Origin of the sequence: Vibrio sp. 10N.222.55.B11, assembly GCF_041473705.1 — a bacterium.
Lineage (GTDB): Bacteria > Pseudomonadota > Gammaproteobacteria > Enterobacterales > Vibrionaceae > Vibrio > Vibrio crassostreae_C.
The window spans coordinates 26,551-50,883 of sequence record NZ_JBFRST010000007.1 but is presented as its reverse complement, the minus strand read 5'-3'; the positions used below and the strand labels follow the sequence as shown (position 1 = coordinate 50,883).

General features: G+C 45.2%; 22 protein-coding genes. 13 read left to right on the top strand and 9 right to left on the bottom strand.

What is annotated here, in order from left to right:
* Positions 1-107 precede the first annotated feature (107 nt).
* Positions 108-947, top strand: coding sequence for a helix-turn-helix transcriptional regulator (locus AB4503_RS04075; protein ID WP_017061655.1), 840 nt, complete (start codon positions 108-110; stop codon positions 945-947).
* Between the two features lie 17 nt (positions 948-964).
* Here AB4503_RS04075 and AB4503_RS04070 read toward each other — a convergent pair whose 3' ends face one another.
* Positions 965-1,738: a PTS sugar transporter subunit IIA gene (locus tag AB4503_RS04070; protein ID WP_017064943.1), complete on the bottom strand. Its 774-nt coding sequence runs from the start codon at positions 1,736-1,738 to the stop codon at positions 965-967.
* A gap of 7 nt (positions 1,739-1,745) precedes the next feature.
* Positions 1,746-2,048: a PTS fructose transporter subunit IIB gene (locus AB4503_RS04065; protein WP_017064942.1), complete on the bottom strand. Its 303-nt coding sequence runs from the start codon at positions 2,046-2,048 to the stop codon at positions 1,746-1,748.
* 338 nt (positions 2,049-2,386) lie between these two features.
* Here AB4503_RS04065 and AB4503_RS04060 point away from each other — a divergent pair, with 338 nt between their 5' ends.
* On the top strand, positions 2,387-4,252 hold the full coding sequence (locus AB4503_RS04060; RefSeq protein ID WP_372113727.1) for a fructose-specific PTS transporter subunit EIIC: 1,866 nt from the start codon (positions 2,387-2,389) through the stop codon (positions 4,250-4,252).
* A 124-nt stretch (positions 4,253-4,376) separates the two neighbouring features.
* On the opposite strand, the gene AB4503_RS04055 is transcribed toward AB4503_RS04060, so the two are convergent.
* Entirely contained in the window at positions 4,377-4,961 is a 585-nt protein-coding gene (locus AB4503_RS04055) for a TetR/AcrR family transcriptional regulator (protein ID WP_372113725.1), read from the bottom strand.
* Positions 4,962-5,100: 139 nt separating this feature from the next.
* Entirely contained in the window at positions 5,101-5,274 is a 174-nt protein-coding gene (locus AB4503_RS04050) for a hypothetical protein (RefSeq protein ID WP_017061661.1), read from the bottom strand.
* Between the two features lie 494 nt (positions 5,275-5,768).
* On the opposite strand from AB4503_RS04050, the gene AB4503_RS04045 reads away from it, so the two are divergent.
* Positions 5,769-7,748 carry a methyl-accepting chemotaxis protein gene (locus AB4503_RS04045; RefSeq protein WP_017064939.1) on the top strand — a complete coding sequence of 660 codons (1,980 nt, stop codon included), beginning with the start codon at positions 5,769-5,771 and terminating at the stop codon, positions 7,746-7,748.
* Positions 7,749-7,869: 121 nt separating this feature from the next.
* On the opposite strand, the gene AB4503_RS04040 is transcribed toward AB4503_RS04045, so the two are convergent.
* A complete protein-coding gene (locus AB4503_RS04040; RefSeq protein WP_372113751.1) occupies positions 7,870-9,033 on the bottom strand; it encodes an amino acid permease in 1,164 nt (387 codons plus the stop codon).
* Between the two features lie 490 nt (positions 9,034-9,523).
* On the opposite strand from AB4503_RS04040, the gene AB4503_RS04035 reads away from it, so the two are divergent.
* The 3 genes from AB4503_RS04035 to AB4503_RS04025 all read left to right on the top strand — a co-directional run bounded on the left by AB4503_RS04035 (position 9,524) and on the right by AB4503_RS04025 (position 12,114).
* Positions 9,524-10,759, top strand: coding sequence for a MerR family transcriptional regulator (locus AB4503_RS04035; protein WP_372113723.1), 1,236 nt, complete (start codon positions 9,524-9,526; stop codon positions 10,757-10,759).
* Positions 10,760-11,329: a GNAT family N-acetyltransferase gene (locus AB4503_RS04030; RefSeq protein WP_017064937.1), complete on the top strand. Its 570-nt coding sequence runs from the start codon at positions 10,760-10,762 to the stop codon at positions 11,327-11,329.
* 236 nt (positions 11,330-11,565) lie between these two features.
* Positions 11,566-12,114: a carboxymuconolactone decarboxylase family protein gene (locus tag AB4503_RS04025; RefSeq protein WP_017061666.1), complete on the top strand. Its 549-nt coding sequence runs from the start codon at positions 11,566-11,568 to the stop codon at positions 12,112-12,114.
* A gap of 114 nt (positions 12,115-12,228) precedes the next feature.
* Here the strand turns inward: AB4503_RS04025 and AB4503_RS04020 are convergent, their stop codons facing one another.
* Positions 12,229-13,656, bottom strand: a complete 1,428-nt coding sequence (locus AB4503_RS04020; RefSeq protein WP_171732861.1) for an aminotransferase class I/II-fold pyridoxal phosphate-dependent enzyme — start codon at positions 13,654-13,656, stop codon at positions 12,229-12,231.
* 124 nt (positions 13,657-13,780) lie between these two features.
* Between AB4503_RS04020 and AB4503_RS04015 the strand changes: the two genes are divergently transcribed.
* Entirely contained in the window at positions 13,781-14,680 is a 900-nt protein-coding gene (locus tag AB4503_RS04015) for a DMT family transporter (RefSeq protein ID WP_371725250.1), read from the top strand.
* A 104-nt stretch (positions 14,681-14,784) separates the two neighbouring features.
* Here the strand turns inward: AB4503_RS04015 and AB4503_RS04010 are convergent, their stop codons facing one another.
* Positions 14,785-15,210, bottom strand: a complete 426-nt coding sequence (locus AB4503_RS04010; RefSeq protein WP_017061669.1) for a DUF3010 family protein — start codon at positions 15,208-15,210, stop codon at positions 14,785-14,787.
* A gap of 259 nt (positions 15,211-15,469) precedes the next feature.
* Here AB4503_RS04010 and AB4503_RS04005 point away from each other — a divergent pair, with 259 nt between their 5' ends.
* Positions 15,470-17,107, top strand: coding sequence for a methyl-accepting chemotaxis protein (locus AB4503_RS04005; RefSeq protein WP_372113721.1), 1,638 nt, complete (start codon positions 15,470-15,472; stop codon positions 17,105-17,107).
* 175 nt (positions 17,108-17,282) lie between these two features.
* Here the strand turns inward: AB4503_RS04005 and AB4503_RS04000 are convergent, their stop codons facing one another.
* Entirely contained in the window at positions 17,283-17,630 is a 348-nt protein-coding gene (locus tag AB4503_RS04000; RefSeq protein ID WP_017076504.1) for a DUF3316 domain-containing protein, read from the bottom strand.
* A 209-nt stretch (positions 17,631-17,839) separates the two neighbouring features.
* Between AB4503_RS04000 and AB4503_RS03995 the strand changes: the two genes are divergently transcribed.
* The gene (locus AB4503_RS03995; RefSeq protein ID WP_017064933.1) at positions 17,840-18,709 is read left to right on the top strand and encodes a LysR family transcriptional regulator; all 870 of its coding nucleotides are present in this window, start codon (positions 17,840-17,842) and stop codon (positions 18,707-18,709) included.
* Positions 18,710-18,824: 115 nt separating this feature from the next.
* On the opposite strand, the gene AB4503_RS03990 is transcribed toward AB4503_RS03995, so the two are convergent.
* Positions 18,825-20,486: a methyl-accepting chemotaxis protein gene (locus tag AB4503_RS03990; protein WP_017064932.1), complete on the bottom strand. Its 1,662-nt coding sequence runs from the start codon at positions 20,484-20,486 to the stop codon at positions 18,825-18,827.
* 275 nt (positions 20,487-20,761) lie between these two features.
* Here AB4503_RS03990 and AB4503_RS03985 point away from each other — a divergent pair, with 275 nt between their 5' ends.
* From AB4503_RS03985 to dgcN, 4 genes are all read left to right on the top strand, one after another.
* Positions 20,762-21,274, top strand: a complete 513-nt coding sequence (locus AB4503_RS03985; RefSeq protein ID WP_017061674.1) for an RNA methyltransferase — start codon at positions 20,762-20,764, stop codon at positions 21,272-21,274.
* 87 nt (positions 21,275-21,361) lie between these two features.
* Complete coding sequence (locus AB4503_RS03980) at positions 21,362-22,198, top strand: SGNH/GDSL hydrolase family protein (RefSeq protein ID WP_017066886.1); 837 nt, start codon at positions 21,362-21,364, stop codon at positions 22,196-22,198.
* Between the two features lie 95 nt (positions 22,199-22,293).
* Complete coding sequence (locus AB4503_RS03975; protein WP_017066887.1) at positions 22,294-23,184, top strand: LysR family transcriptional regulator; 891 nt, start codon at positions 22,294-22,296, stop codon at positions 23,182-23,184.
* A gap of 91 nt (positions 23,185-23,275) precedes the next feature.
* Positions 23,276-24,283, top strand: a complete 1,008-nt coding sequence (dgcN, locus tag AB4503_RS03970) for an N-acetyltransferase DgcN (RefSeq protein ID WP_017061677.1) — start codon at positions 23,276-23,278, stop codon at positions 24,281-24,283.
* The last annotated feature ends 50 nt before the right edge of the window (positions 24,284-24,333 follow it).

Sequence of the window (24,333 nt, the reverse complement as noted above, 5' to 3'; positions counted from 1 at the left end):
TTTTGTAACCTAGATCTCAAATTGTGATTTTGTTCAATAGCGCTATGTTTCACTAAGGAGTATATCTATTCCCGTAGCCTTATTGCTGCTTATAAGAGTTCGAAACAATGATATTTCATGACCTAATCTCGTCGGTATTAAACGAGCGAGAACCGTTTCATAACATCTGGTTTGCGGGAGATTTTCACACGCCTTCAGCATTCAGTTATCAGGTGAACTTTCCGCGTTTAGAGCTGGTGCTCGACGGTGAGTATATTAATGAAATGGAGAGTCATGATCGCAAGATCACCAATGTTGTTGCGAAAGCAGGGGATGCGATTTTCATCCCGCCTAACTGTTGGAACAAGCCGAACTGGGATACTGATTGTTCGGTACTGAGTATGTTGTTTGGGCGTCGTCAGCTTGGTTTAAGCTTGGTGAGCAAGCGCAAAGGGGAAGAGAGCTTCTACGATATCCAAAAGCATAGTATTCAGACTCGCTCTGGCTTTGCGATTGATAATATTTTGGAGGCGCTCAGCTCGTTAGCGCGCGAGAGCAACAAGCAGCCGATGGATGAATTATTGCTGCAAGCGTTGCTTCAATACAGCAAGACGATGCTGGATGCGCCTGTCGAGAAGTCTCACAGCCGCGTACAGGATGTGTATCAAGGGATCTGTATCTATATCCAAGAGAACTTCCACCGCCAGATCACGCGAGACAGCATCGCTTTGCGCTTTAGTATTTCATCCAACCATTTGTCGCGAATGTTTCGTCAACAAGGCCACATGACGCTGGCTGAATACATTACACGTGTGCGAATCGACCGCGCCAAGTTCATGCTCAAGAAATACAATTTCAAGCTCAATGAAGTGTCGGTACGTTGTGGCTTTAAGGATGTGAATTACTTCTGCCGAGTATTCAAAAACCGCACCGGAAGAACCCCGACTGAATATCGAGGATCCATCTAGAACTAACGAGCTGGTAATCAAATCAGGCGTGACGAGATGTACATCAGCAGAGCTTGCAGGTCGACACTGCTTCGAGTCTTTTGCAGACGTTCATTGACCTGATCGTGAAGCAGGTTTCGAGTTAGGTTGGTCGCCGCGACAATGTGCTCACGCTGTGGCTTGGTTGGCAGAACAAGAGCAATGGCCACATGCACTTCGCCGATACGTGATGCCCAGTCAATTGGGTCGTCACTGACGATAACCGCAATCGAGAGATCTTGAGTCGATTCAAACATTACATGCGGCAGTGCAATACCCGGTGACACGCAGGTTGAAGAGCGTTCTTCTCGCTTAATAAATGCCAGAATCAATTCATCTGGGTCTTCTGGGTAAACAAGGTGAGCGAGCCCTTTCAAGCACTCAAATTTGGTCAGTTGGGTTTGCGCCTTAGCGTGGTGCCATTTGATATCACAAGGTGGGCATATTTGTGGCATTCGCTGAATTAGATCGCTAGAGAACTCATGGCTCACCTGTGAGCCAACCATGTCGTAATGCTCTGCAATTATGTCTTTGAGAACGAAACAGGCAAGCTCCGCATCAATACCGACCGCGGTTATCTGGCACAAATCACCACGAAGTAAACCTACTTGCAGCATCGCGACGGATTTGGAGAGATCAGCGGTTCGATTTTGAGTGATGTTGATAATGCGGATGTTGCTTTTGAATTTCTTCGCTAAGCGAGTCAGCGGCTGCGCGACATGTGAGTTCGCGGCAGGATCGTTAACGAAGAAGGTGATCTGGTATTCGTTCATGAAAAGTTTAAGTTCGACAATGCTTAATAAAGACTTTATCGATACTCAACAATACCTCTTCCATGGGAATGAATAAGGTTTTAGCTGGGTCAAATCGGTTTGGTTGTTCGATGTCGATATCAGAGACGATCAACACTTTGTCTGCGAGGGTAATATCTTGGGCGGTCAGTAAGTTTTCAATACCCATAGCGCCTTGCGTCTCAACCTTGATTGAAACGTTGAACTTAGGGGCTGTTTTATTTAGAGCATCAGCTGCCATATAGGTGTGCGCAATGCCTGTAGGGCACGCAGTTACCGCTACAATTCTCATTATTATTCTCGGCTTAATCTCGTCTCTGTTACGTTACATAAGCTACCTTTCACAAGCTACCTTGCAAAAGCTATCTTGTATGGGAACTTCAGTATAGAAAGCTCGCATAGAGGAGGGACGATATGTTTATGGGTTCTGGGGATTTTATGGATTGGCGTTTTTTATTCCAAGGTGAAAGTCACACTCTGAGCTCTTGGTTACAATAATCCAGTTAATGCACCTTTCGTCCTATATATTGAGTGCCTTCACACCGTTAATCTTTTCATCTTATTAACCTTATTCCTAGGTTAACAGACACTAATTACTTCAGTCTGAATGCAGGCGAGGCAGAGCAACATATGGATATCACCAATATTATCGAGCCCGAGATTATCTGCTTGGAACTACAAGCAGACTCTAAACAGGCGGTATTTGAAGAGCTTGTTGAACTGCTCGATCGTGCCGGTAAGCTCTCTAATAAAAGTGTATTCCTTGATGATATCTGGAAGCGTGAAGCCATTGGTAATACGGGCTTTGATGATGGTATTGCGATTCCACATGCGAAAAGTACTGCCGTTGCAAAGCCTGCCGTTGCTGTGGGTATCAGCCGCTCTGGTATCGATTATGGCGCAGACGGCGGCGAGCTGTCGGATGTGTTCTTTATGCTCGCTTCACCAGACAACAACGACGACCACCATATCGAGGTACTGGCTCAGATTTCGACCAGGCTTATCGAAGATGGCTTTGTTACAAAATTAAAGGCGGTGGAGTCTGTCGAGGAAGCTCAAGAGCTGTTTCTTGAAGCCAATTCAGAATCGTTCGATAGCTACGCATCTAGCCATCATGAAGTGTATGTCGAACCACTAAGCCCTTGGGCACAATCTCTTAATCGCCTCAAAGAACACTTATTATACGGCACCTCACACATGATTCCTTTCGTGGTTGCAGGTGGTGTGCTTTTGTCTTTGTCGGTGATGATGTCGGGTCATGGTGCAGTACCTGAAAGCGGTGTGTTAGCAGATATCGCACAGATGGGCATCGCGGGGTTAACCCTGTTTACAGCGGTGCTCGGTGGTTACATCGCGTATTCAATGGCCGACAAACCGGGTTTAGCGCCCGGTATGATTGGTTCTTGGGTTGCGGTGAATCAATACAATACCGGCTTTCTCGGTGCAATTGTGGTCGGTTTCTTCGCTGGTTTTGTGGTGAATCTACTTAAGAAGATCAAACTGCCAGACAGCATGATCTCGCTGAGCTCTATCTTCATCTATCCATTAGTCGGCACCTTCGTGACCTGTGGTGCGGTGATGTGGGTGATTGGCTCTCCGATAGCTCAAGTAATGCTTGAGATGAACCAAATGCTGACTGGCATGGCAGGCTCAGGAAAAGTGGTATTGGGCAGTATTTTAGGTGCAATGACGGCCTTTGATATGGGCGGCCCGATCAATAAAGTAGCAACGCTGTTTGCCCAAACTCAGGTGAATACTCAACCATGGTTGATGGGCGGTGTCGGGATAGCGATTTGTACACCACCACTAGGCATGGCACTGGCGACTTTCTTATCGCCAAAGAAATTCAAAAGAGACGAACGTGAAGCAGGTAAAGCGGCGGGCATCATGGGCATGATTGGCATCAGTGAAGGCGCGATTCCTTTTGCTGCCGCCGATCCTGCGCGCGTTCTGCCTGCGGTTGTGGCTGGTGGCATTGTCGGTAATGTGGTTGGTTTTATGTTCCATGTGGTAAACCATGCACCATGGGGCGGTTGGATTGTTCTGCCTGTGGTTGATGGCAAACTTGGCTACATTATTGGCACACTTGCGGGGGCTCTAACGACAGCTTTTATCGTGATTCTTCTGAAGAAGAACGTGGTCGAAGGCGAAGTGAATTCCAATCAGTTTACCGGTGGTTCGGTAACGGAAGAGGGGCAAGCGGATGTATTGGCGATTACTTCTTGTCCGTCTGGTGTTGCCCATACTTTCTTGGCTGCGAAATCGTTAGAAAAGGCGGCGCATCATCTCGGGGTTCGGATTAAAGTCGAGACACAAGGTGCCAACGGGATAGGCAATCGAATTACACAGAAAGATATTGAAAGGGCGAGGTTGGTGATCTTTGCTCACGATGTGGCGATTAAAGAAGTAGAGCGCTTTGCGAACGTGAAAACCTTGGATGTTAGTACCAAAGAGGCGATGCTTAATGCTCAGGCGTTGATCATGAGAAAGGTGTAACCCTTAAACCGCAAAATTTATCATCTATAAAGTTAACTAGATCAAAGCTAAAAAGACTCCGCTCAGGCCGGTTAAGGTGAAAGTGTAGTCTTTTTGTATTGTGCCCAATCAGTCAGGTCAGACGCTAAAAAGGGTGGTACTTAAATACGTCTTCAACCATTGAGTTGAGTAAATCAATATCGTCACAGGTTTTGGCGTAGGTACGCAGGCCTGCGATTTGGACCTGAACATGACGAGCAAGTTGAGTCGGCTCGCGCTCTTTGCTGATCTCACCCAATTCTTGTGATTCTGCAATCAGCTTGGCGAACTCGCCTTCCATTATCTTAAGTGACCTCTTCGCTTCTGCTAACAATTCTGCGTGTTCATCAGTCAGTTCAGCGACCGTTTTAGCCAGCATACACATGCCATTTGGCGCGCTCTGTTTCGATTCGACAACGGCGCGTTTTACGAAGTTTTCCAGCGCTTTGATAGGCGATTCGGTTTCACTGCGGAAGCAGTTCAGATTAAGGATGCCAAGTTCGGTATAGCGAGCAAGCGTCTCTTTAAACAAACCTTCTTTGCTGCCAAACGTCGCGTAGATGCTGCCCGGACGCATATCAATCACGTCTTGCAGGTTACGCATAGAAGTCGCATGAAAGCCCTTTTCCCAATACAGGTTCGTTGCTTTATCTACTACGTCTTGTCTATCGAACTTAGCGGTCTTAGCCATAACATCTACTTCATTAATCTGAACATATGTTCAATATTTTATGCTGAACGCCCGTTCTAGTAAAGGTGTGTTTAGCTGCTTTGCGCAGGCTTAGAACATCAAAGAGTTAATAAAACATCCAGATCATCAGGAAATAATCTTAATCATCAATAACTTCTACGGTCTTGTGCTGAGCGCCGTAGTAGGTGCCTTCATCGATGGTGTACATCAATGTTGCTTCGCACTCTGGACAATCGAATTCCTCATTGGGTTCAATAGCCGCTTCTTCTACCCATTCCCAACCGATATGTTCTTCGCAAGCGGGACAATCCATACAATATCTCTCAGTTGTTGTCGCATATTTATTGCGAATCTCTACTTTGATAATTCGGCATTATACATATTTAGTTAACGAGGAATAGACAGTTAATCAGCGCAGAATAGGGAGTTGATTAGTTGTGAATCAATCGCTGGTGAGCGTTGAATCTATAGTTAGTTCTGAATATATCGTTTTCTCTGAGCACATAATTGGTGCAGGCCTACCCCTTTTGGGTAGTTAAAGTGTGTCAGATTTCAGTCGCTTACGTCAATAAAATGTTGTCGCATGTGTTTTGGGTATCGTTAGGTCGCTTAGCTAACAGTTTTATCGGTAAATCAATGAATTTTGTAAGGTTAAATGTTACCTTCATCGCATCGCGATCTGTGTGGCACGGTAATTGATGCACATTGATCAAGTTGAATAATTATACAGTCACAATTGAGGCGCATCTTATAAGGGTGTGCGAGTTAGATGACTGAAAAGATTTGTTAGCTGCTAGGGAAATGATAATGAAATTAACCGATATGTCTTTTAAGCAAAAAATCATCGCTTTGCTTATTTTACCGATCTTGGGATTTCTATGGCTTAGCGTTTCTGCTATTTCAAAAGGCGTAGAAACCACCAGTGAATTGTCTTCATTAAACCAACTTACCCGTTTGTCGGTTGTGTACAGTGAACTTGTGCATGAGTTACAAAAAGAGCGTGGAATGACGGCTGGGTTTATCGGCTCACAGGGCACTAAGTTTGTCAGTGAACTACGTGCACAAAGAGCCAGTGCAGATAATAGACGTAATCTGAAAACCGAATACTGGCAATCTGCTGAAATCGATTTACCGCAGATCACTCGGCTGAACACTGAAATAAGCCAAAGCCTAAATCAAATTACTTCTATTCGAAATCGAGTGGATTCTCAATCGATTCCTCTGTCTGAAGCTTTGGGTTACTACACTAAACTGAATGCAAAGCTGCTGAGCGTATCGGCGTTAATTGCTGAGCTTAGCTCTGATGCTGCCATCACCACTGAAACCATCGCTTACTACAACTTTTTACAAGGTAAAGAGCGAGCGGGTATCGAGCGTGCTGTCCTAAATAATACCTTCTCTAAAAATGAATTTGGCCCAGGCATGTTGGTTAAATTCATCTCTTTGGTGACTGAGCAAAATACCTATTTCTCAAACTTTGAGGTATTGAGTAACCCAGCTAACGTTCGTTTCTTTGAACAGCAATTGAATGATCGTTCGGTGGCAGAAGTAGAAAAGCTTCGTGGTTTGGCTGAATCTAAGATGAGCGGTTTTGATGTTGATCCTGTGTACTGGTTCTCGCAATCTACCGCTCGTATTGTTCAGCTAAAGAAAACAGAAAACCGCCTAGCAGAGTCGCTTATCGCACTGACAGAGAAAAAAATGTCAGAGGCGCAGTCTGCGATGATGATGAGTATTGGTCTGTTTGCTTTGATAACCTTGTTCGCGACCTTCGTGAGCTATAAGGCGATCAGCGACCTGACGATGAGAGTAAAAGATCTTACAGTGATGTTGTCTAAGGTTCGTAATGACAACGACTTAACAGTTCGCGCTAAGTTCGTTGGCAACAGCGAGCTTGGACAGATCTCTTCGGCACTCAACGAAACGCTAGAGAAGTTTTCAAACGTTATCGACAACCTGTCTCAGTCGAGTCTGACCTTAGCTTCAGCCGCTGAAGAAACCTCACAAACCTGTCACTACAATTCGAACACGCTAGTGCAACAACAAGACCAAATTGGCTTGGTTGCGACGGCGACAGAAGAGTTATCAGCAACGGTAAATGAGGTGGCGGCTAAAACTCAGCAGACAGCAAGTTCCGCTAAACTGGTCGATGAGCAGTCTCAAGAAGGTTTGAGTACGGTTCAAAACTCTTACCACTCTATCGAAAAACTGGCATCTGAAATTAATGATCTAGCGGAAAAGATCACGCACTTACACGAGAGCAGTAATAACATCAACAGTGTGATTGATGTGATTAAGTCCGTCGCTGAACAGACTAACTTGTTAGCATTGAACGCGGCAATTGAAGCGGCAAGAGCGGGTGAGCAAGGTCGTGGATTTGCGGTAGTGGCTGATGAAGTTCGCACGTTAGCACAGCGTACTCAGCAGTCGACAGCTGAAATTGAAGGTTTCATCAGCTCGTTACAGTCTGATGTGCAAACCGCGTTTAATGTGATTGATAACAGTCAGAAGATGTCGTCTAAAGCGGTTGAGGATTCAAAAGAGGTGGAACACACCTTACAAGGTATCTCAGCATCGGTGAGCGAGATCTTTAGCATGACTGAGCAGATCGCAACCGCTACCGAAGAGCAAGCGGTAGTGACTCAAGACATCGCCCAGAACGTGATGGCGGTTGAGCAGAAGTCGACCGAGTCTACGACAGGTGCAACGCAAATAGCTGCAACAGCCAAAGAACAAGCTCAGTTAGCAGCTTCATTGAAAGATATTGCGAGTACGTTTAAGAGCTAACTAGCAAGCACTCCAATAAGAAGTAAAATGCCCGTTAGTCTCTACTTTTAATAGCAGGACTAACGGGCTATTTGTATCTGCTGTCTTCTAAATGGCAACAGATAGTCCATTCAATGGGGATCTACCCCATAAACCAAGACACGAAAATCAACGCACCAAAACCAAATGTCGCCATTAATGCCGTGTCGCCACCGGCTGCTGTGTAGCTGCCTTCGGTTTGTAGGTGAGGGAAGTCAGGTCTGCGAACCTTAACTACCATTGCGAGTGGGCCCCAGATAGCTAGGAACACCAGCACCATACCTGCATAGTCCAGCATGCTTACAAACTGGCTAGCGAACAGCTCAGCTAATACCAAAGGTAAGATGAAGGTTAGCGCATAAGCCAACGCTTTGTTGTTGGTCACCGCATCTTTGTTTTGGTCGTAAAGCGCCATCGACACGCCGAGGAAAGAAGTCACCAAGGCCAGAGCAGAGAACAGAGCGATCACCACTTTCAACCAAGCAGATTGGCCGCTGAACGCAGAGATCAACTCAGAGATATTGTGGAACTGGCTTATCGCGTCTGTGCCAAGGTTGCCGATAATCGCGAATAACCAAGTTAGGTAGCAAATTAATGGAATCACTGAGCCTAGCAGAATCATATTGCGGATCTGCTTTTGAGTTGCTTCACGGTTGTAGATCACCAGTGATGGGATCACCACCATAGAGGCAAAGCTGGTAAAGATAACTGCGCTGTATTGCACCACGTCGTTGGCCGTGTATTGGCTGGTTTGAGTTAGGTAATCAAGGCGAATGTTGCTAAATAATGACGCGATAACGATAAACAGCATCACGACCATCAAGATGAATAGCCCGCGATTCAGTTTGTCGATATAAGACTTGCCCGAGACGACGATAGCACCCATCAATAGGCTGAAAATGGTATACGCAACGGATGCTGATACATCGACACCAACGTCGAGCAGTAGCTTATGAATGATGTCACTGACACCCAAGATATAAGCGATCAACATGCATACTAGCAACAGGTAAAAGAGTGCATTGATAAAGTGTTTACCTTTGCTGCCCAGAGTGAGGTAAGCAACACTGCTCATGCCACTGTTGTCTTTAGTTTTAGTGCATGCTTCTGCCAGGAGGAGTGCAGAGTATGTGGTGCCGATAAAGATAAGTAGCATCAGCACTGAGCTGATCATGAAGCCAAATTGGGCCAACACCATGGGAATAGCAAGCATGCCAGCCCCTAATGCAGTTCCTGACAGAATCAAAGAACTGCCGAATAATTTCATATTCAAGAAAAACAACCTCAAGCGATCCAATTAAATTTTGTTTGGATTGTAAATAATTGTTTCCAAGACTAACAAAATACTCAGTAAAGTTAGGGGTTAATTTCTAATAAATTTTGAATTTTTCTAAAAAATTTAAGCAGGAATTTCTGGTGTATATGTGTGGTTGATTTAAGTATTCACTCGGTGAGTTTATTTATCGTTTAGTTAACGTTCGTCCATTATTGAATGATTTAGAAATTGGCAAAATTCAGTTAAAAAGAAGTATGTTTATGAGCTAATTGTTTTCAATTCATCAAGTTTAATACTTCTCCTTTCCTGAATCCCGTTCAGGCAATGTCGATGACTAACCGTTCTATGGGTAAAAGACACGCTCAGATCGCTTTATCAATTTGAAGGTAAATAGGTAAAGAACGAGAAAAGTGTCGAAAATTCTGTTGACCTGACTACAACTTCATAGTTTATCTTTACTACTGAAATGAGGGAGAAGTGGATGTATCGCATATCTGAATTAGCGGAGCTCGTTGGCCTGAGCCGTTCAACGCTTTTGTACTATGGAAAGTTGGGTTTGATAGAAGCTCAACGCACCAATAATGGTTATCGAAGTTATTCCGAACGCGACTTGCAGCGTGTGAAATTGTTGCAGCAGTTACAAGCGGGTGGACTGACGTTGAAAGAGTGTCAGGCGTGTTTGGATGCCAAGGTTGACCGCTCCTTGTTACAAAACCGACTCGAACAATTGGACGAAGAGATCGCTCAGAAACAGCGTTCGAGAGATCTTTTATCGGCCTTGTTAGGCGAGAGTGGTTTGCAAGATTGGCATGAATCGATGGACAAGGTGGCGCCTGATGCGCATCTCGATTGGCTCATTAAGCAAGGCTTTGATGAGAAGCAAGCACTGCGACTGAAATGGCTTTCAAAAGACATGAACGATCATGACCAGTACATGGCGGATTTTGAGGTGATCTTTGAGGGTTTACAGCGTTTAGGGCCAGGAACAGCGGAAGATACTTTAGCGGCGTTGGTACACGTTTCGGTTTCTCCTAAACGTGTGCTTGAGATCGGTTGTGGTAAAGGTATTGCCACCTCGGTGTTAGCGAAAGCCTTAGTAGAACATCAAGTGGATGTGCAAATAACGGCGGTAGATAATGATCAACCGAGTTTAGATGTTCTGACTCAGCAAGCACAGGTTCTTGGCTTAGAAAGCAACGTCAAAACCGTATGCGCGAGCATGATGGATCTGCCGTTTGAAGCTAAGTCGTTTGACCTAATTTGGTCGGAAGGCAGCGCTTACATCATGGGTGTTGAAAAGGCGCTAAAGCAGTGGCGAAATTTACTCAGTGATGACGGCATATTGGTCGTTAATGATTTGGTGTGGAATACCGAACAACCTAACGAATCGAGCAAAGCGTTCTGGCAGAAAGAGTACCCGGACATGACGACGGTTTCCGAGCGTATTAAACAGGCAAAAGCAGCGGGTTATGAAGTTTTGGATCACTTTGCAATGAATGACGCTGGTTGGCTTGCGTATTACCAGCCCTTTCAAAAGCGAATAGAAGCGCTTAAAGCAACGATGCCGAACTCAAAAGCGCTCGTCGATTGCGACAATGAAGTTAAACAATTTTTCGATAGCAGCACATCAAAGAACGGTTTGGGTCAAGAGCCTTCGAAAGGTTCTGAACAACGTGATTTTGATTATCAGTTCTTTGTGCTCAAGAAATTAAAGTAAATGAGTAACACCATGAAATTTAGGCAATATAATTCAAATGAAATCGAAACGATCACTCAAGTTTTCACTCAAACCTTTACGGATTCAGAAGGTGAGAACGAAGGTAAAACTTTGGGTGAGCTTGCCAACGATCTTTTAACGACCACAGCTCCGACAGAGCTATTTTGCTTTGTTGTTGAAGATGATTCTAGTGAGTCGGATGCGGATAGTACGATTGTAGGCTCGATTATCTTTACGTCGCTTTCATTTGACGATGAAACCAAGGCATATTTGCTTTCGCCAGTCGCGGTGAGCACTCAGGTGCAAAAGCGTGGTATTGGTCAGCGCCTGATTAACTCCGGTTTGCAGCTCCTAAAAGAGCAGGGTATTGAGCTTGCAGTGACGTACGGTGATCCTAACTACTATTCAAAAGTGGGCTTTGAGCAAATTACCGTTGAGCAAGTCCCTGCGCCCTTTGAATTGAGTTTCTCTCACGGTTGGTTGGCTCAATCGTTGACTGGTGGTGAAATTAAAGTAACAAGTGGCAAGTCGAGCTGTGTTAAAGGCTTGGCCCACGCAGAATATTGGTAGCCGCTTGCAAAAAAATTGAGAAAAAGAGAAAGCCCATCAGGTGTTGCCTGTTGGGCTTTCTTGTTATGAACGAAGACATTCTTCTGGCTTCAATGTATAAATTGAACAACTGTTCAAAATAACACTTGAACGATCGTTCTTGTTTGATCTATATTGTTTTTACACCAACGGAGAACATTCATTAATTGCTCCGTGATTGAATAACTTTAGAACCGAAAATTGATAGGGATAGAGCAATGAGCAACTTCAAAATTCACTCAGTAGAATCCGCGCCAGAGCAAAGCCAACCTATTCTTGAGGGCGCTAAAAAGCAGATGGGCAGAGTGCCGGGCTTGTTTGGTGTGTTGGCTGAATCTCCAAACACACTTAAGGCTTACACTCAGCTTCATCAGGCGTTTAGTGACTCATCTTTCGATGCTGAAGAGCTAACGGTTGTTTGGCAAACCATCAACGTTGAACACGAATGCCACTACTGCGTTCCTGCACACACTGGCATTGCACATTCAATGAAGGTTGATCCTGCAATCACCGAAGCACTGCGTAATCGCACAGCTTTACCCACTGAAAAGCTGCAAGCCCTGCATGATTTTACGCTGAGCATGGTACGTAACCGCGGCAATGTGCCTGAAAGTGAAATGGCAGCATTTTTCGAAGCGGGCTACGGTCAGCAACAAGTGCTAGAAGTGATTCTTGGCCTGTCTCAGAAAGTGATCAGTAATTACGTAAACCACGTTGCTAAAACGCCAGTCGACAAAGTTTTTGAACAGTTCGCTTGGCAAGGGTAATCGTATTTAACTAACCATCGTATTTAAGCAACTCAAGATATGATAATGATGGAAGCCCCACTCAGTTGAATGGGGCTTTGTTGTTTTGGTCTAAATGGTAATTAGAAAGGTAACCTAACGCACGTGCTTAGCGATTATTTTCGCTAGTGTCACAACCCCTTCTTTCCACTCTTTGCTCTCTTCAATGTTGGCAACAGTAAAGCGCAAGCAGTGTTTATATTGGTCGTTGGTGCCAAATACTGTTCCGGGTAAAATCCCCAACTTATGCTTTAAACAGTCTTGATAGACTGCGTAGCTATCGACCGATTCAGGCAGTGTTATCCAGTTTAAAAAAGAGCCTTCCGGTTTTGATAGGTGGTATTGCCCGACAAGGTGTGGGTGGCTATCTAGTGCTTGTATTAACAGGCTTTGGAATTGCTTTTGGTTGGTTTGGTAGAGCCGTTTCATTTTGGATAAGTGGCTGCGATATTTACCGGTAGTGAGGAATTGCCCTACCGCGGATTGCATCAGGTTTGAGCTGCCCATGTTGTCGCATAAAAGGTACTTTTCGACTAAAGGTTGGTAGCGCCCCGACAATAACCAACCGATTCGCAAGCGTGAGTCTAAGGTTTTAGACAGTGAGTTGACGTAGATGACTCTATCTTGGTCATCAAGCTCTTTGAGGCTAGCGATTGGTGTATCGAACGCCAAGCTACCGAACACATCGTCTTCGATAATTGGTAAAGATCCGGTGATCTCCAGTAATGCTTTTCGATTCGCCAATGGCATTCTTGAGCCGGTTGGGTTAGTAAAGTTTGGCGTTAGCAGTAAGGTTTTCACTTCCCATTTGTCCAACGCACTCTGTAGGGATGGTATATCAATACCGTGGCTAACGCTGCTTGGGATTTCAAGGGCTTGCAATCCAAGTGATTCAAGTAAAAGTAGATTACCGAAATAACAGGGCGACTCGACCGCCACGATGTCGCCGGGCTTGGTGAGCGCACGCAAAGCTAGACTGATCGCCTGTTGAGCACCGTGAGTAATTGCAATCTCTTTCGATCCCGCAGGCACACCAAGATCATGAGTGATCTTTAACAATTGCTTTACTAATTGCTCGTCGCCGGGGGGTAATTGGTAATAACCGGGAAGCTGAGTTTGTAATCGACTGTGACGGCCAATCTCGGCATACAAGCTACGAATCGCAGGATTGTTGATGTTCGGGTGCGCGGAGCCTGCCAACAGTTTCAGGCGACCTTTTGGACGAGAGAGTACCGATTTGGTGACAGACAACAGATCGACTTTTTGAGGTTGGCTTGATGCATCCCAGCTGGTGGTGTTCGGTGCTTTCACGCGATAGCCAGATTTAGGTACTGAATAAACCCAGCCTGTGGCTTCCAGTTCTTGATAGGCGCGAATTACGGTATTTTTGCTTACGCCAAGCTGTTCGCTTAACTGGCGGATCGAGGGAAGGCGATCGTCTGGATGAAAGAGCCCCTTATCGATCTGAGCCTTAATATGTTGTTCGGTAGCAAGGTATTTATTGCCGCTGAGTTCTGCTTCCACGTTTTTCTCCCTCGTTGCTCACTCTCAATCTGTAACCATTCAAAGTGTTATATCTGTATCTTTATTAGTTATCTGTACCCAACTAAGGTAACAGCATTGATGAAGAGTTGACCAGAGGTTTGTAATGCTGATTAAAATGATTCCGTTTGTGTTTGTAATATTGTGGTCGTCAGGTTTTGTCGGCGCACGTCTTGGTGTGGAATACGCGGAACCCGCAACATTACTTTCATTGAGGATGGTAGCCAACGTGGCGCTGTTCTTGGTTTTGATTGCAATCCTTAAGCGTCGTATTCCTCGTGGTCGAGCATTCTTCCACGCAAGTGTGGTTGGCATCTTGATTCATGGTTTCTACCTTGGTGGCACCTATCTGGCGATTGATATAGGTATGCCCGCCGGGTTGAGTTCTCTACTTGTTGGCTTACAACCGATTCTTACCGCATTGATTATGATCAGCTGTACTTCTCAGCGTTTTAATTTTGCACAGTGGTTGGGGTTAGCGCTTGGTTTTGCGGGTATTAGTTTGGTGTTGATGGGCAATATTGAATGGCAGTCAGACGACCAAAAAGGCTTGGCAACGTTATTGTGTTTGGTTTCTTTGGTGGGTATTACCTGCGGCACTTTGTATCAGAAGCGCTTCTGTCAGGGGACAGATATGGTCGGCGGTGCGATGGTGCAATATTTGGCTTCTGCCGCGTTGTTTCTGCCGTTCGCAATGCGTTACGAAACTATGCAAGTAAACTGGACGATAGAATTCACGTTGACTCTAATTTGGCTGGTGGTCGTTCTGTCTTGTGTTGCCATCCTATTGTTGCTTTACATGGTAGAGCACGGTGCATCTTCAAGTGTGGCTTCGGTCTTTTACTTGGTGCCACCGACGACAGCAATCCAAGCGTGGCTTATTTTCGGTGAATCATTCGATATCTATGGTGCAATGGGCTTTGCGTTGTCTGCTGCGGCGGTTTATTTGGTGGTGAGGAAGCCAGAATGGATTAAGGCTCGCAGTCGAACAGTGTTAGAGCGGTAGTTTGTATACCAAAACTCATCCTACTAAAAATCGATGACTAGAAACAAAAAAGAGCCTGAATATTCAGGCTCTTTCTATATAAAATATTGGCTAGCGACTTTTGATTAGCGTTTCATCAAACAAGCGTAAGCCGTTGTAAACGGTGCTTCTTGGTATTGCTTAAGGCCGGTCTCTTTGAACTTCATCATAAGAGGGTTGCGCTTAAGGCTTTCTTTGATTTCAGCTGGAGACACAACGGTTACATCTAGGCCGTCGATTAGCTGAATTGCTGCTTCAAGTTTGAAGCCGAAACCACCGCCAGCAAATTTGCCTTTAGTCTGACGTTGGCGAATTACAACTTTTTCTACTTGGTAATCTTCCATTAACTTTGCAAAAGAGAATTGAAAGTCTTTCATATTCTGTGTGTCGTTTGCGTCGCTAATCGCAACCTTAGAAACTCGGCAATCAGGAATGTTAAATACGCCGTCTGACAGAGAAAGAAGACAGATGACTGCATCGTTACCTTTGATTTCAACACCACAAATTTTCATGTTCTTACCTACTTATTTTAGAGCCCTACATTATGGTGTTATTTCTAACACTTCTCCAGTATTTGCGCGTATCAGCAGCAAATAAGTCTAAATCAGAGAGTATTTTAGTCGCCGAAAGTTAACCTTTGATTGAAAAAACATCACACGAATTTACGGTATCGTTTTCTATGAGATGAAGCTCACAAAAGCTTAGCGGGATTTTATATGTGTGCTGTATATTGCGCGCGCATCCCTATTTGAAGTGTGGTTATTAATCCCAATGAATATCAATAATCTTTCGATTAAGAGTAAAATCGCGATCCCGCTGTTGGTGATTGTGATTGTTTTTTCTACCGTTACTGTGCTCAACGTTATCAGATCAAATGCTCAAGCTGCGATTAATAATGAGCTCAATAATGTGGTTCAGCCCGTGTTAGACAATTTGGAAGATGGGTATCGTGACATTTATCAAGTTATCGCTTCTGCTCAAGGTCTATTACTCTCGAAAGACCAAGCGGCGATTGAGTACCAAAAATTTGAATTTAAAGACAACGCTTACAAAGCGGTTCCTCGTTTTGAAAGTGTCGAAACCTTGTATCAAGCGGGCGTGTTGGATCCATCTTCACGTGGCGAGTTATCAAAGCTTGTTAACGCGATGAGCAAGTGGGTGGCACTGCACGAGCCAATGTTCGCTGATCCAGCAAACGCAGACCAATACAATATTGATTACTCGCCAGCGCTTGACGCAGAGTTTGCGATCATTCGTACTCAACTGCGCGATATCCGAACTCTGATCGAATTGAAACAGAAAGAGCTTCGCCAGCAAGCCGATGACTCTATTGAATCGAGTAAGTTGATCATTGAAGTGGGTATGGCCGTTGCTGTTTTCGCTGCACTTTTCGCTATGTGGTTATCCAATCGGTTTATCGTTCAGCCAATCCAGAACGTAGAGAAAGCGATGAATGAGATCGCATCGGGTGACGGTAACTTGTCTCAACGTATGAAGGTCGAAGGTAATGATGAGATCGCTCGTTTAAGTTCTGCTTTCAACCAGTTTGTTGGCAAGATCCATGTCACCGTCGAACAAGTTATTTTTACATCGAATGCGGTACGCGCTGAGATGGAAAACATTAAATCGTTAACGCAAAGTGTTGCTGAATTTTCATCGAACCAACAGCGTGAAAGTGAAGTAGTCGCGGCGGCGGTTCATGAGATGCAAGCAACCAGTGAAGTGGTGAGTGGTAATGCATTAGATGCGGCAACCGCCAGTAATGTTGCCAATCATGAAGTGGAATCGGCAGACACCACGCTTGGCTTGACCGTGACTTCGATTGAACGCCTTGCGCAAGATATCGAGAACGCGGGCGGTGTTGTTCAAGAGCTGGACACAGACGTGAAGAACATTGCCTCAATCCTTGGTGTGATCAAAGGCATTGCAGAGCAAACCAACCTACTTGCTTTGAATGCGGCTATTGAAGCGGCACGAGCGGGTGAACAAGGCCGTGGCTTTGCGGTTGTGGCTGATGAAGTTCGAGCGCTTGCGAGTAAAACTCAAGACAGCACTGGCGAAATCCAATCAATGATTGAACGCTTAGAAGTGGGTGCTAAACACGCGGTTGGTGTGATGACTGAAAGCAAAGTGAGTGGCGAGAAAACCATTGTTCAAGCAGGAACTGCAGCATCTTCATTGAGTGAGATTCGTAACTCAATTGGCAAGATGAATGACATGAACACACAAATTGCTACGGCGGCTTCGCAACAGTCTCAAGTGTCTGAAGAAGTGAATAAGAATGTTCAACGCATCGCTGAAAGCACCATGCAAATGGTTGAGATGGCAAGCAGCGCAGAAAATGCATGTATGGCATTGGCTGAACAGTGTGAAGCGCTAGATAGCCTTGTGTCTCAGTTTGAAGTGTAATTTTCAAAATTAGACAGACGAATATGAGCTGATAATGGTTGCTCGTATTGAGTCCCATTAATCAGCGGTGAACGACAAAAAAGCCCGCACTCTATGAGTGCGGGCTTTCTTTTTGACTAGGTGATCAGTCTTTTGACTAGGTGATCAGTTTTTAGACCTGATCAATCATTCGGTGTTAGCTGCTGCGACCGTCTTTGTATGTGTAACGGTAGTCCACTTTTACGTTCGCTTGGTAATGAATGTCACCGCTCATGTTAGTGATTTTCTTCACTTCCATATTCGCGTCATCAATCTTGAACGAATCGTATTTGGTTGTCTGTTGGAACTGTGGCAGTTCTCTTGAAAGCTCAAAAGGTGTTTTTGCGCTTAACTCATCCATAAGGTTGGTGCCTGCATCGTATGCTTCCGCTTCAGTAACAAATGTATCAGATTTTAGCGTTGTTTCTTGAATTGTTGTTTTAGTTGCTGCAAACGCAGTGGTGCTGAGTACAAGAGTTGATGCAAGTATGATTAACTTCTTCAAAGGGATACCTTACTTTGTTGTACCAGTGTTTTAGAGATTCTCACCCTAGCAATAGGGGATGAGGTTAATGTTAGGACAAAAATATGGTTCTGTAAGGGAATGACTATAGGTGCCGAAGATTAATGCACAGCGTATATCAAGCAAGGTGACACTGATATCTAACTTCAATACACTGTATGGGTAACCAAAGTTCAGCATAAGGTAAAGGCATGGCCAATTGGGAAGGGGTAAGTGAGTTTGTTGCAGTGGCAGAGCGTGAAAGCTTTACTGGTGCGGCGCAGAAGCTCGCTACGTCGGTGGCTCAAATCAGTCGTAGAGTAGCAAACCTCGAAGAACGACTCGCAGTGAAACTGCTCAATCGAACGACTCGAAAGGTGTCTCTTACAGAGGCTGGGCAACTCTATTACCAACAATGTAAGTTGTTGGTCGAAGGTTTAGAAATTGCTGAGCTTGCGGTCACGCAGATGCAATCCACACCCAAAGGCTTACTGAAAGTCACCGCGCCTGTGACTTATGGTGAGCGCCAACTCGCCCCAATACTGCATCAATTCTTAAAGCTTCACCCGCAAGTAGAGCTTGAGCTGATGCTGACCAATCAAAAGCTCGATCTTATCGATTCGGGTGTTGATGTTGCGATTCGTCTTGGCCGCTTGGAAGACTCAAGCCTTGTGGCAAAGAGGCTGTCTCAACGCCAACTTTATGTATGTGCAAGCCCTGAATATATTGAACGTTATGGCGAGCCGCATACATTATCAGAATTAAATAATCACCAATGTTTAGTCGGTGGATTTGAACATTGGCGTTTCAAAGAAAATAGACGCCCTCGCTCAGTTCGTGTTAACGGACGCATTAAGTGCAACAGTGGTTTAGCCTTGTTAGACGCAGCTAAGCAGAGCATTGGCTTGGTGCAGTTGCCGGAATACTATGTGAGTGAAGACCTTGATTCTGGTGAGTTGGTTGAGGTGCTGTCCGATTATCGAGATGACAAAGAAGGGATCTGGGCGCTTTATCCTCAGAACCGCAACTTATCTTCAAAGGTTCGCCTGCTGGTGGACTTCCTTTCTGAGCAATTGGATTAGTGTATGGCTTAAAACCTCCACCGATAAAAACGGGCTTCAGAATAGAGATTCTGAAGCCCGACGTGTTTTAGGATTAATTATCGTTTGATTACGGCTTAACTAGACCGAAAATGTATTAGACGGTGAAGCGATCCACCAAGTGATACAGCTCATTTGCACGACTGTTGAGGTTTTGGCTACCTGTACGGTTTTGATTCGCGAGTTCTGCCGATTGTGAGCTTTGGTCAGAAATCACCACGATGCGTTGAGATATTTCTTGTCCTACAATATTTTGCTGTTCAGTGGCTGTCGCAATAAGCGAGTTCATGTCCATGATGGTATCAATCGACGCTTGGATCTTCGCCAGTGCTTTGGCTGCGGCATTCGCTTCTTCCACGGTTTGCGCACTTCGGTTTTGACTTGAATCCATCGCTTTCACAGCAGCATCTGAGGCAGCTTTAAGTTGCTCAATCATCTTGTGAATGTCGCCAGTGCTTTCTTGAGTGCGGCTTGCCAGTTTACGAACCTCATCGGCAACCACAGCAAACCCACGACCTTGTTCGCCTGCACGTGCAGCTTCAATCGCGGCATTCAACGCGAGTAGGTTAGTTTGCTCGGCAATGTCTTGGATGACCGCCAACGAAGAGGAGATATTCTGCACATCACCTTCTAAACGAGACACGACAGTGTTGGCTTCTGATACTTCGCTCGCTAGGCCTGCTACCGAATCTGCAGCGGCGTTTACTATCTGTTGCGCTTCTTTGGCATTGCCCTCTGCAAGTTTAGCGGAATCCGCCGCTTGGCTAGCGTTGCTCGAGATCTCTTGCGCCGTTGTGGTCATTTCAGTCATCGCCGTTGCAACTTGTTCAGTCTCTTCACGTTGCCCAGTAGCAATCTCGTCGACCTGCGCAGCGCGAGAAGACATGCTAGATGTCTCGGCTACGACTTGCTGACCGACATCGCTTACGCTGCGAATGATGGTTTGAAGGCTTGCCACGAAGGCGTTGAAGTTCTCGCTGAGCTTAGTGAACTCAGGCGCTTTAAATGTTTCCATTCGAGCGGTTAAATCGGCTTCGCCACTTGCGAATGCGCTGATTGAACGATCAAACTGCTCGAGTGGTCGCATGATTGTGCGGTTGACGGCAACGGCAAACGCAGCAACTACTAGGGCAATCAAACCACAGAATATAGCGATCGCCGTCAATGAGCTTTGTAACGCGACATTCGAGCTCTCTTTCATCTCTGCGATTACAGCATCGATGTCGTCAGTATAAAAACCTGTGCCTAGCATCAAGTCCCACTGGGGAACGAATATCGAGTAGCTCAGTTTCGGTAGAGCTTCTGATTGACCAAGTTTTGGAAAGTAGTAGGTGGTGAACTCACCAAGCTTTGAGTTCTTGATCAAGTCACGAATCAGGTAGTTGCCTTTTTTGTCTTGCAGGTCGTAGTAGTTTTTACCAATGCCATCGTTATTTTGCCCAACAACTACTCGAACGCCTTTAGAGTCGTAGCCAAAGATGTAGCCAGACTCGCCATATTCGAGAGTTCTTAATGTCGGTAAGGCTTCTTCTAATGTTGCACCTCTTTCCAAGAACGGGCTAATAGAAGATTGAGCCATTTGCAGATACGCTTTAAGTTCCTTTTCTTTCATCGCCATCATATTGCTACGCGTCGATTCTACTTGTTGTGCGGTTAGCTCGGTGCTCTTCATATACGTCACGCTCATCATGCCAATTGCCATTAGTAGCAACGGAATGAAAGATAGAATATAAAGGCGGTTTTTGATGGTTAGGGTCATGTCACGCTTCCTGTGTGATTGTCTCATGCAATTTTCAACACATTATTAATGTGGTTTCAAAATGTAAATGGGCTTGTTGTTTAATTGTTATCCTAGAGTGTTTTTGTTTTATAAATATGATGACGGTTAGGTTTTTGGGGTGAGAAGCCTTGCAACTAGAGGCTTAAGCGCGAAAAAGTGAGTTTGTATCGATGCTTTTGAATTCGACGCTGCTTTGTTAGAATGCGACGCTTTGTAGCACCCCGCTATGTCTATTCGTTAAGTGAGAAAGATTCATGAACAAAAGCCATGTGACTATTGGTTTAACTAACCCAAAGAGCCCGACAAACGTTGGTGCTGTTATGCGTGCGGCTGGTTGTTACCAAGTCGACGAAGTTAAATACACAGGGCAACGCTACGAAAAAGCCGCAAAATTCCACACCGATACTAAGAGTGCTGCGCGTACTATCCCGTTGACTGGTGTTGAGTCGTTTTTAGACAATCTTGATCCAGAAACTAAGATCGTTTGCGTAGAACTCGCAGAAGGTGCAACACCACTACCGCGTTTTAAACACCCAGAAAATGCCATTTATATCTTTGGCCCTGAAGACGGCTCTATTTCTCAAGATGTCGCCGACAGAGCCGATCATGTTGTGTACGTACCAACAGTTGGCTGCATGAACTTGGCAGCGACAGTGAATGTGCTGCTTTACGATCGTCTTGCTAAATCTGATGAAATGGATGAGAGCAACGAACTGATTAAGAAAAGCCGTGATAACCGTAACCATCTGCTAATCAAAGAAAAGTAATTCTCTGCTTCTAGTGTTATCTATCCCGTACGCAATCGGATATTATCTTTGGTTCATCATTAGATAATTGAAGGGTTAGATAACACTATGGAAGACAAGCAATTACTTGCCGCGCTACAGCAACACTCTGTCCTCGATCTGTATCAGTTATTCCAAGAAGTTGGTCAAAACCGCTCTCTGTATGCATTACTAGAAAGGTTATCTTTCCTTAAAGAACATCATCAACTGAGTACTCGTCTTAGCCCTTTTAAACCTCATATCGAAGGGTTGTTGGCTCAATTCGATAGTACTACACCAGATAGCGAGATCCTCAAGGCAGTCGCTCTTCAGTCTGAGATTCAGCAACGAGGCCACAGCATGAGTCGTTACATCATGACATCAGATAATCATCGCCATTTTTCTCCAAATGCAGACTTAGTGATGTTTGGTGATTCGATCACCGAGTGGGCACCTTGGGCAGATATTTTCCGCGATGTCTCGATGGTCAATCGCGGCTTGGCGGGCGATACCACAACAGGCATGTTGCGCCGTATTGATACCACGTTGAATGTGAAGCCAAAGCTGGTGTGCTTTATGGCAGGGATAAACGATTTAGCTCAGGGTTATGATGTCGACCATATCTACCAGAACTACATTGATATGCTTAAGGTGTGGCAAGAAAATGAGATTCGCATATTGGTGCAATCAACGCTTTATGTTGGCTCTAAACTGCAAGGTTTAAATCCGTCGGTTGAACTGCTCAATAGCAAGCTAAGCGAGTACTGTACACAGCAAGGCATTGCGTTCTTAGATGTGAATTCAGTATTGTCGCCTAATAAGCTGTTGTCGAACAAGTACTCGTGTGATGATCTGCATTTGAATGCGAAGGCTTATCAAACTTGGGCTGAGATACTTCAACCTACGATAGCTGAGCTACTAAAATAGACTCACGCAAAACGCTAGCTAGACCGATAAACAGCTTAGCTAATACAAGAAAAGCCAAACCCTAGATTTGTTTCGCGAACCATAAGGACATCAATGTGAACCTAAGACAATTGGAAGTCTTTTACGCCATTATGCAGACCGGAACCGTATCTGGAGCCGCGCGCAGCTTGCATGTGTCGCAACCAAACGTGACCCGTATTTTGGCGCACACGGAGCAACAACTTGGGTTTGGCTTATTCGAACGAGTTAAAGGGCGGTTGGTGCCAACGGTTGAGGCAAAAACCTTACTGCCAGAAGCGGAAAAGGTGTATCAGCAATTGGGGCAATTTCGATCTCTGACCAACAAAGTGAAGCAAGGCCATCAGCATTTACGCATTGGTGCGCCGCCGATACTGGCGACTAAATTACTAACTCAGGTAATAGCCCAAATGTCTCGGGAACAAGAGCTCTCTTTTGAGTTGCTGACTGCAAACCGTGATGAGCTGTGTGCTGGGTTATTAAAGCATGAGCTTGATATTGCTATCGCGTTTGGCGATGAAGCACCGCCTGCGATATTAAGTGAAACGCTATTAACCGAATCACTAAAGGTTTTGGTTCCTTCCAATACGGTTGATCATTTCCCCGCGGAATTAACGTTAGATGATCTGATCAATTATCCGCTGCCAATCATCGGGCTCGATAGCCGCGATCCATTAGGCCTCCTGTTACATCAACGCCTTATTGCACGTGAGCAGCATTATCACCACCCGATATCTGTACGTGGGTATAGCGCTGCTGCGGAACTGGTCAAGCACCAAGCGGGGTTTGCGATTGTTGATCCGTGGACGGCAGAGCAATATCAAAATGACGATGCGGTCTGTGTGTTGCCGCTTCAACCAGACATCCAATTTTCGGTATCGATGCTTTGCGCAGAGCACACCCCTCAGTCGATTTCCGTTAAGCAATTTATCGCTTCATTGAAAATCCATACTCACCCTATAACTTAAGGTTATAGGCTCGCCATAAATAGGCATTCGGCAGCTTCGAAGTTCTTAATTAAAGTAAACCCATACAAGGGCTTATTAATTAGGAATACTCATGTCGATCGCTCAACCTTACCTTCTTTTTCTTGGGGATGTTACTGACCCACTCGCTGCAAAAACAGCTCGCGGTATTCATCAATGGCGACCAGAAATCTGCCTAGGTCAACTGCGTTTAACGGGTGATACCGTTTCACTGGGCTTAACGGATATGACCCTGCAAGAGGCGCAAGCGCAGGGCGCGAAGACGCTAGTGATTGGTACCGCAAATCCGGGTGGTGTTATTCCTGATTCTTGGCAGTCAACCATTATGGCCGCTGCAGAAATGGGATATGAGATTGCATCTGGCATGCACCAACGATTGAGTGAATTTTCACCGCTTGCTGACATGCAGCAACAAGGATTGACTAAGCTTCATGATGTACGCCATTTTGACGGTGTTCTTAATGTTGGTAACGGTAAGCTTCGTCAAGGTAAGCGCCTGCTTACTGTCGGAACTGATTGCTCAGTAGGCAAAATGTTCTCGGCATTAGCGATTGAAAAGTCGCTTAAACAAGCGGGAACATCCGCTCAGTTTAAAGCGACAGGGCAGACAGGTATTTTGATTGAAGGCAGCGGTATTTCGATTGATGCGGTGGTTGCGGATTTTATTTCTGGCGCAGTTGAAGCGATTAGCCCTGATTTTACCGACCACGATTGGGACATCATTGAAGGGCAAGGCTCTTTGTTCAACCCTTCGTTTGCAGGCGTGAGTTTGGGTCTTTTACATGGCGCACAAGCTGATGCCTTAGTGCTGTGTCATGAAGTTGGGCGACCACATATTCGTAACCTTCCTCATGCTAAATTACCAAGCATAGAACAGACGATTGAAGCCAACTTGCAAGCGGCGCGACTGACTAATCCAGACGCGAAGCTGGTGGGTATCTGCTTGAACACGTCGGCGATTAGCATTGAAGAGGCTGAGACATTGTGCCAAGAATGGACCACACTCTATCAAGTGCCAGTGACGGACCCAGTGCGCTTTGGTGTACAACACATTACTGATCATTTGCGACATTCACTTTAACGACTTCATCATTTCTACGTTTCCATTTGTTAAAGTGAACATCAACCGAG

What these genes read in the sequence shown, in the direction of transcription:
- AB4503_RS04050 (WP_017061661.1), bottom strand. Translation starts at nt 5,274, where the DNA reads ATGGATTGTCCCGCTTGCGAAGAACATATCGGTTGGGAATGGGTAGAA.
- AB4503_RS04045 (WP_017064939.1), top strand. Translation starts at nt 5,769, where the DNA reads ATGAAATTAACCGATATGTCTTTTAAGCAAAAAATCATCGCTTTGCTT.
- AB4503_RS03985 (WP_017061674.1), top strand. Translation starts at nt 20,762, where the DNA reads ATGAACAAAAGCCATGTGACTATTGGTTTAACTAACCCAAAGAGCCCG.
- AB4503_RS03995 (WP_017064933.1), top strand. Translation starts at nt 17,840, where the DNA reads ATGGCCAATTGGGAAGGGGTAAGTGAGTTTGTTGCAGTGGCAGAGCGT.
- AB4503_RS04070 (WP_017064943.1), bottom strand. Translation starts at nt 1,738, where the DNA reads ATGAACGAATACCAGATCACCTTCTTCGTTAACGATCCTGCCGCGAAC.
- AB4503_RS04055 (WP_372113725.1), bottom strand. Translation starts at nt 4,961, where the DNA reads ATGGCTAAGACCGCTAAGTTCGATAGACAAGACGTAGTAGATAAAGCA.
- AB4503_RS03990 (WP_017064932.1), bottom strand. Translation starts at nt 20,486, where the DNA reads ATGACCCTAACCATCAAAAACCGCCTTTATATTCTATCTTTCATTCCG.
- AB4503_RS04015 (WP_371725250.1), top strand. Translation starts at nt 13,781, where the DNA reads ATGCTGATTAAAATGATTCCGTTTGTGTTTGTAATATTGTGGTCGTCA.
- AB4503_RS04065 (WP_017064942.1), bottom strand. Translation starts at nt 2,048, where the DNA reads ATGAGAATTGTAGCGGTAACTGCGTGCCCTACAGGCATTGCGCACACC.
- AB4503_RS04040 (WP_372113751.1), bottom strand. Translation starts at nt 9,033, where the DNA reads ATGAAATTATTCGGCAGTTCTTTGATTCTGTCAGGAACTGCATTAGGG.
- AB4503_RS04030 (WP_017064937.1), top strand. Translation starts at nt 10,760, where the DNA reads ATGAGTAACACCATGAAATTTAGGCAATATAATTCAAATGAAATCGAA.
- AB4503_RS04010 (WP_017061669.1), bottom strand. Translation starts at nt 15,210, where the DNA reads ATGAAAATTTGTGGTGTTGAAATCAAAGGTAACGATGCAGTCATCTGT.
- AB4503_RS04025 (WP_017061666.1), top strand. Translation starts at nt 11,566, where the DNA reads ATGAGCAACTTCAAAATTCACTCAGTAGAATCCGCGCCAGAGCAAAGC.
- dgcN (WP_017061677.1), top strand. Translation starts at nt 23,276, where the DNA reads ATGTCGATCGCTCAACCTTACCTTCTTTTTCTTGGGGATGTTACTGAC.
- AB4503_RS04035 (WP_372113723.1), top strand. Translation starts at nt 9,524, where the DNA reads ATGTATCGCATATCTGAATTAGCGGAGCTCGTTGGCCTGAGCCGTTCA.
- AB4503_RS04060 (WP_372113727.1), top strand. Translation starts at nt 2,387, where the DNA reads ATGGATATCACCAATATTATCGAGCCCGAGATTATCTGCTTGGAACTA.
- AB4503_RS04005 (WP_372113721.1), top strand. Translation starts at nt 15,470, where the DNA reads ATGAATATCAATAATCTTTCGATTAAGAGTAAAATCGCGATCCCGCTG.
- AB4503_RS03980 (WP_017066886.1), top strand. Translation starts at nt 21,362, where the DNA reads ATGGAAGACAAGCAATTACTTGCCGCGCTACAGCAACACTCTGTCCTC.
- AB4503_RS04075 (WP_017061655.1), top strand. Translation starts at nt 108, where the DNA reads ATGATATTTCATGACCTAATCTCGTCGGTATTAAACGAGCGAGAACCG.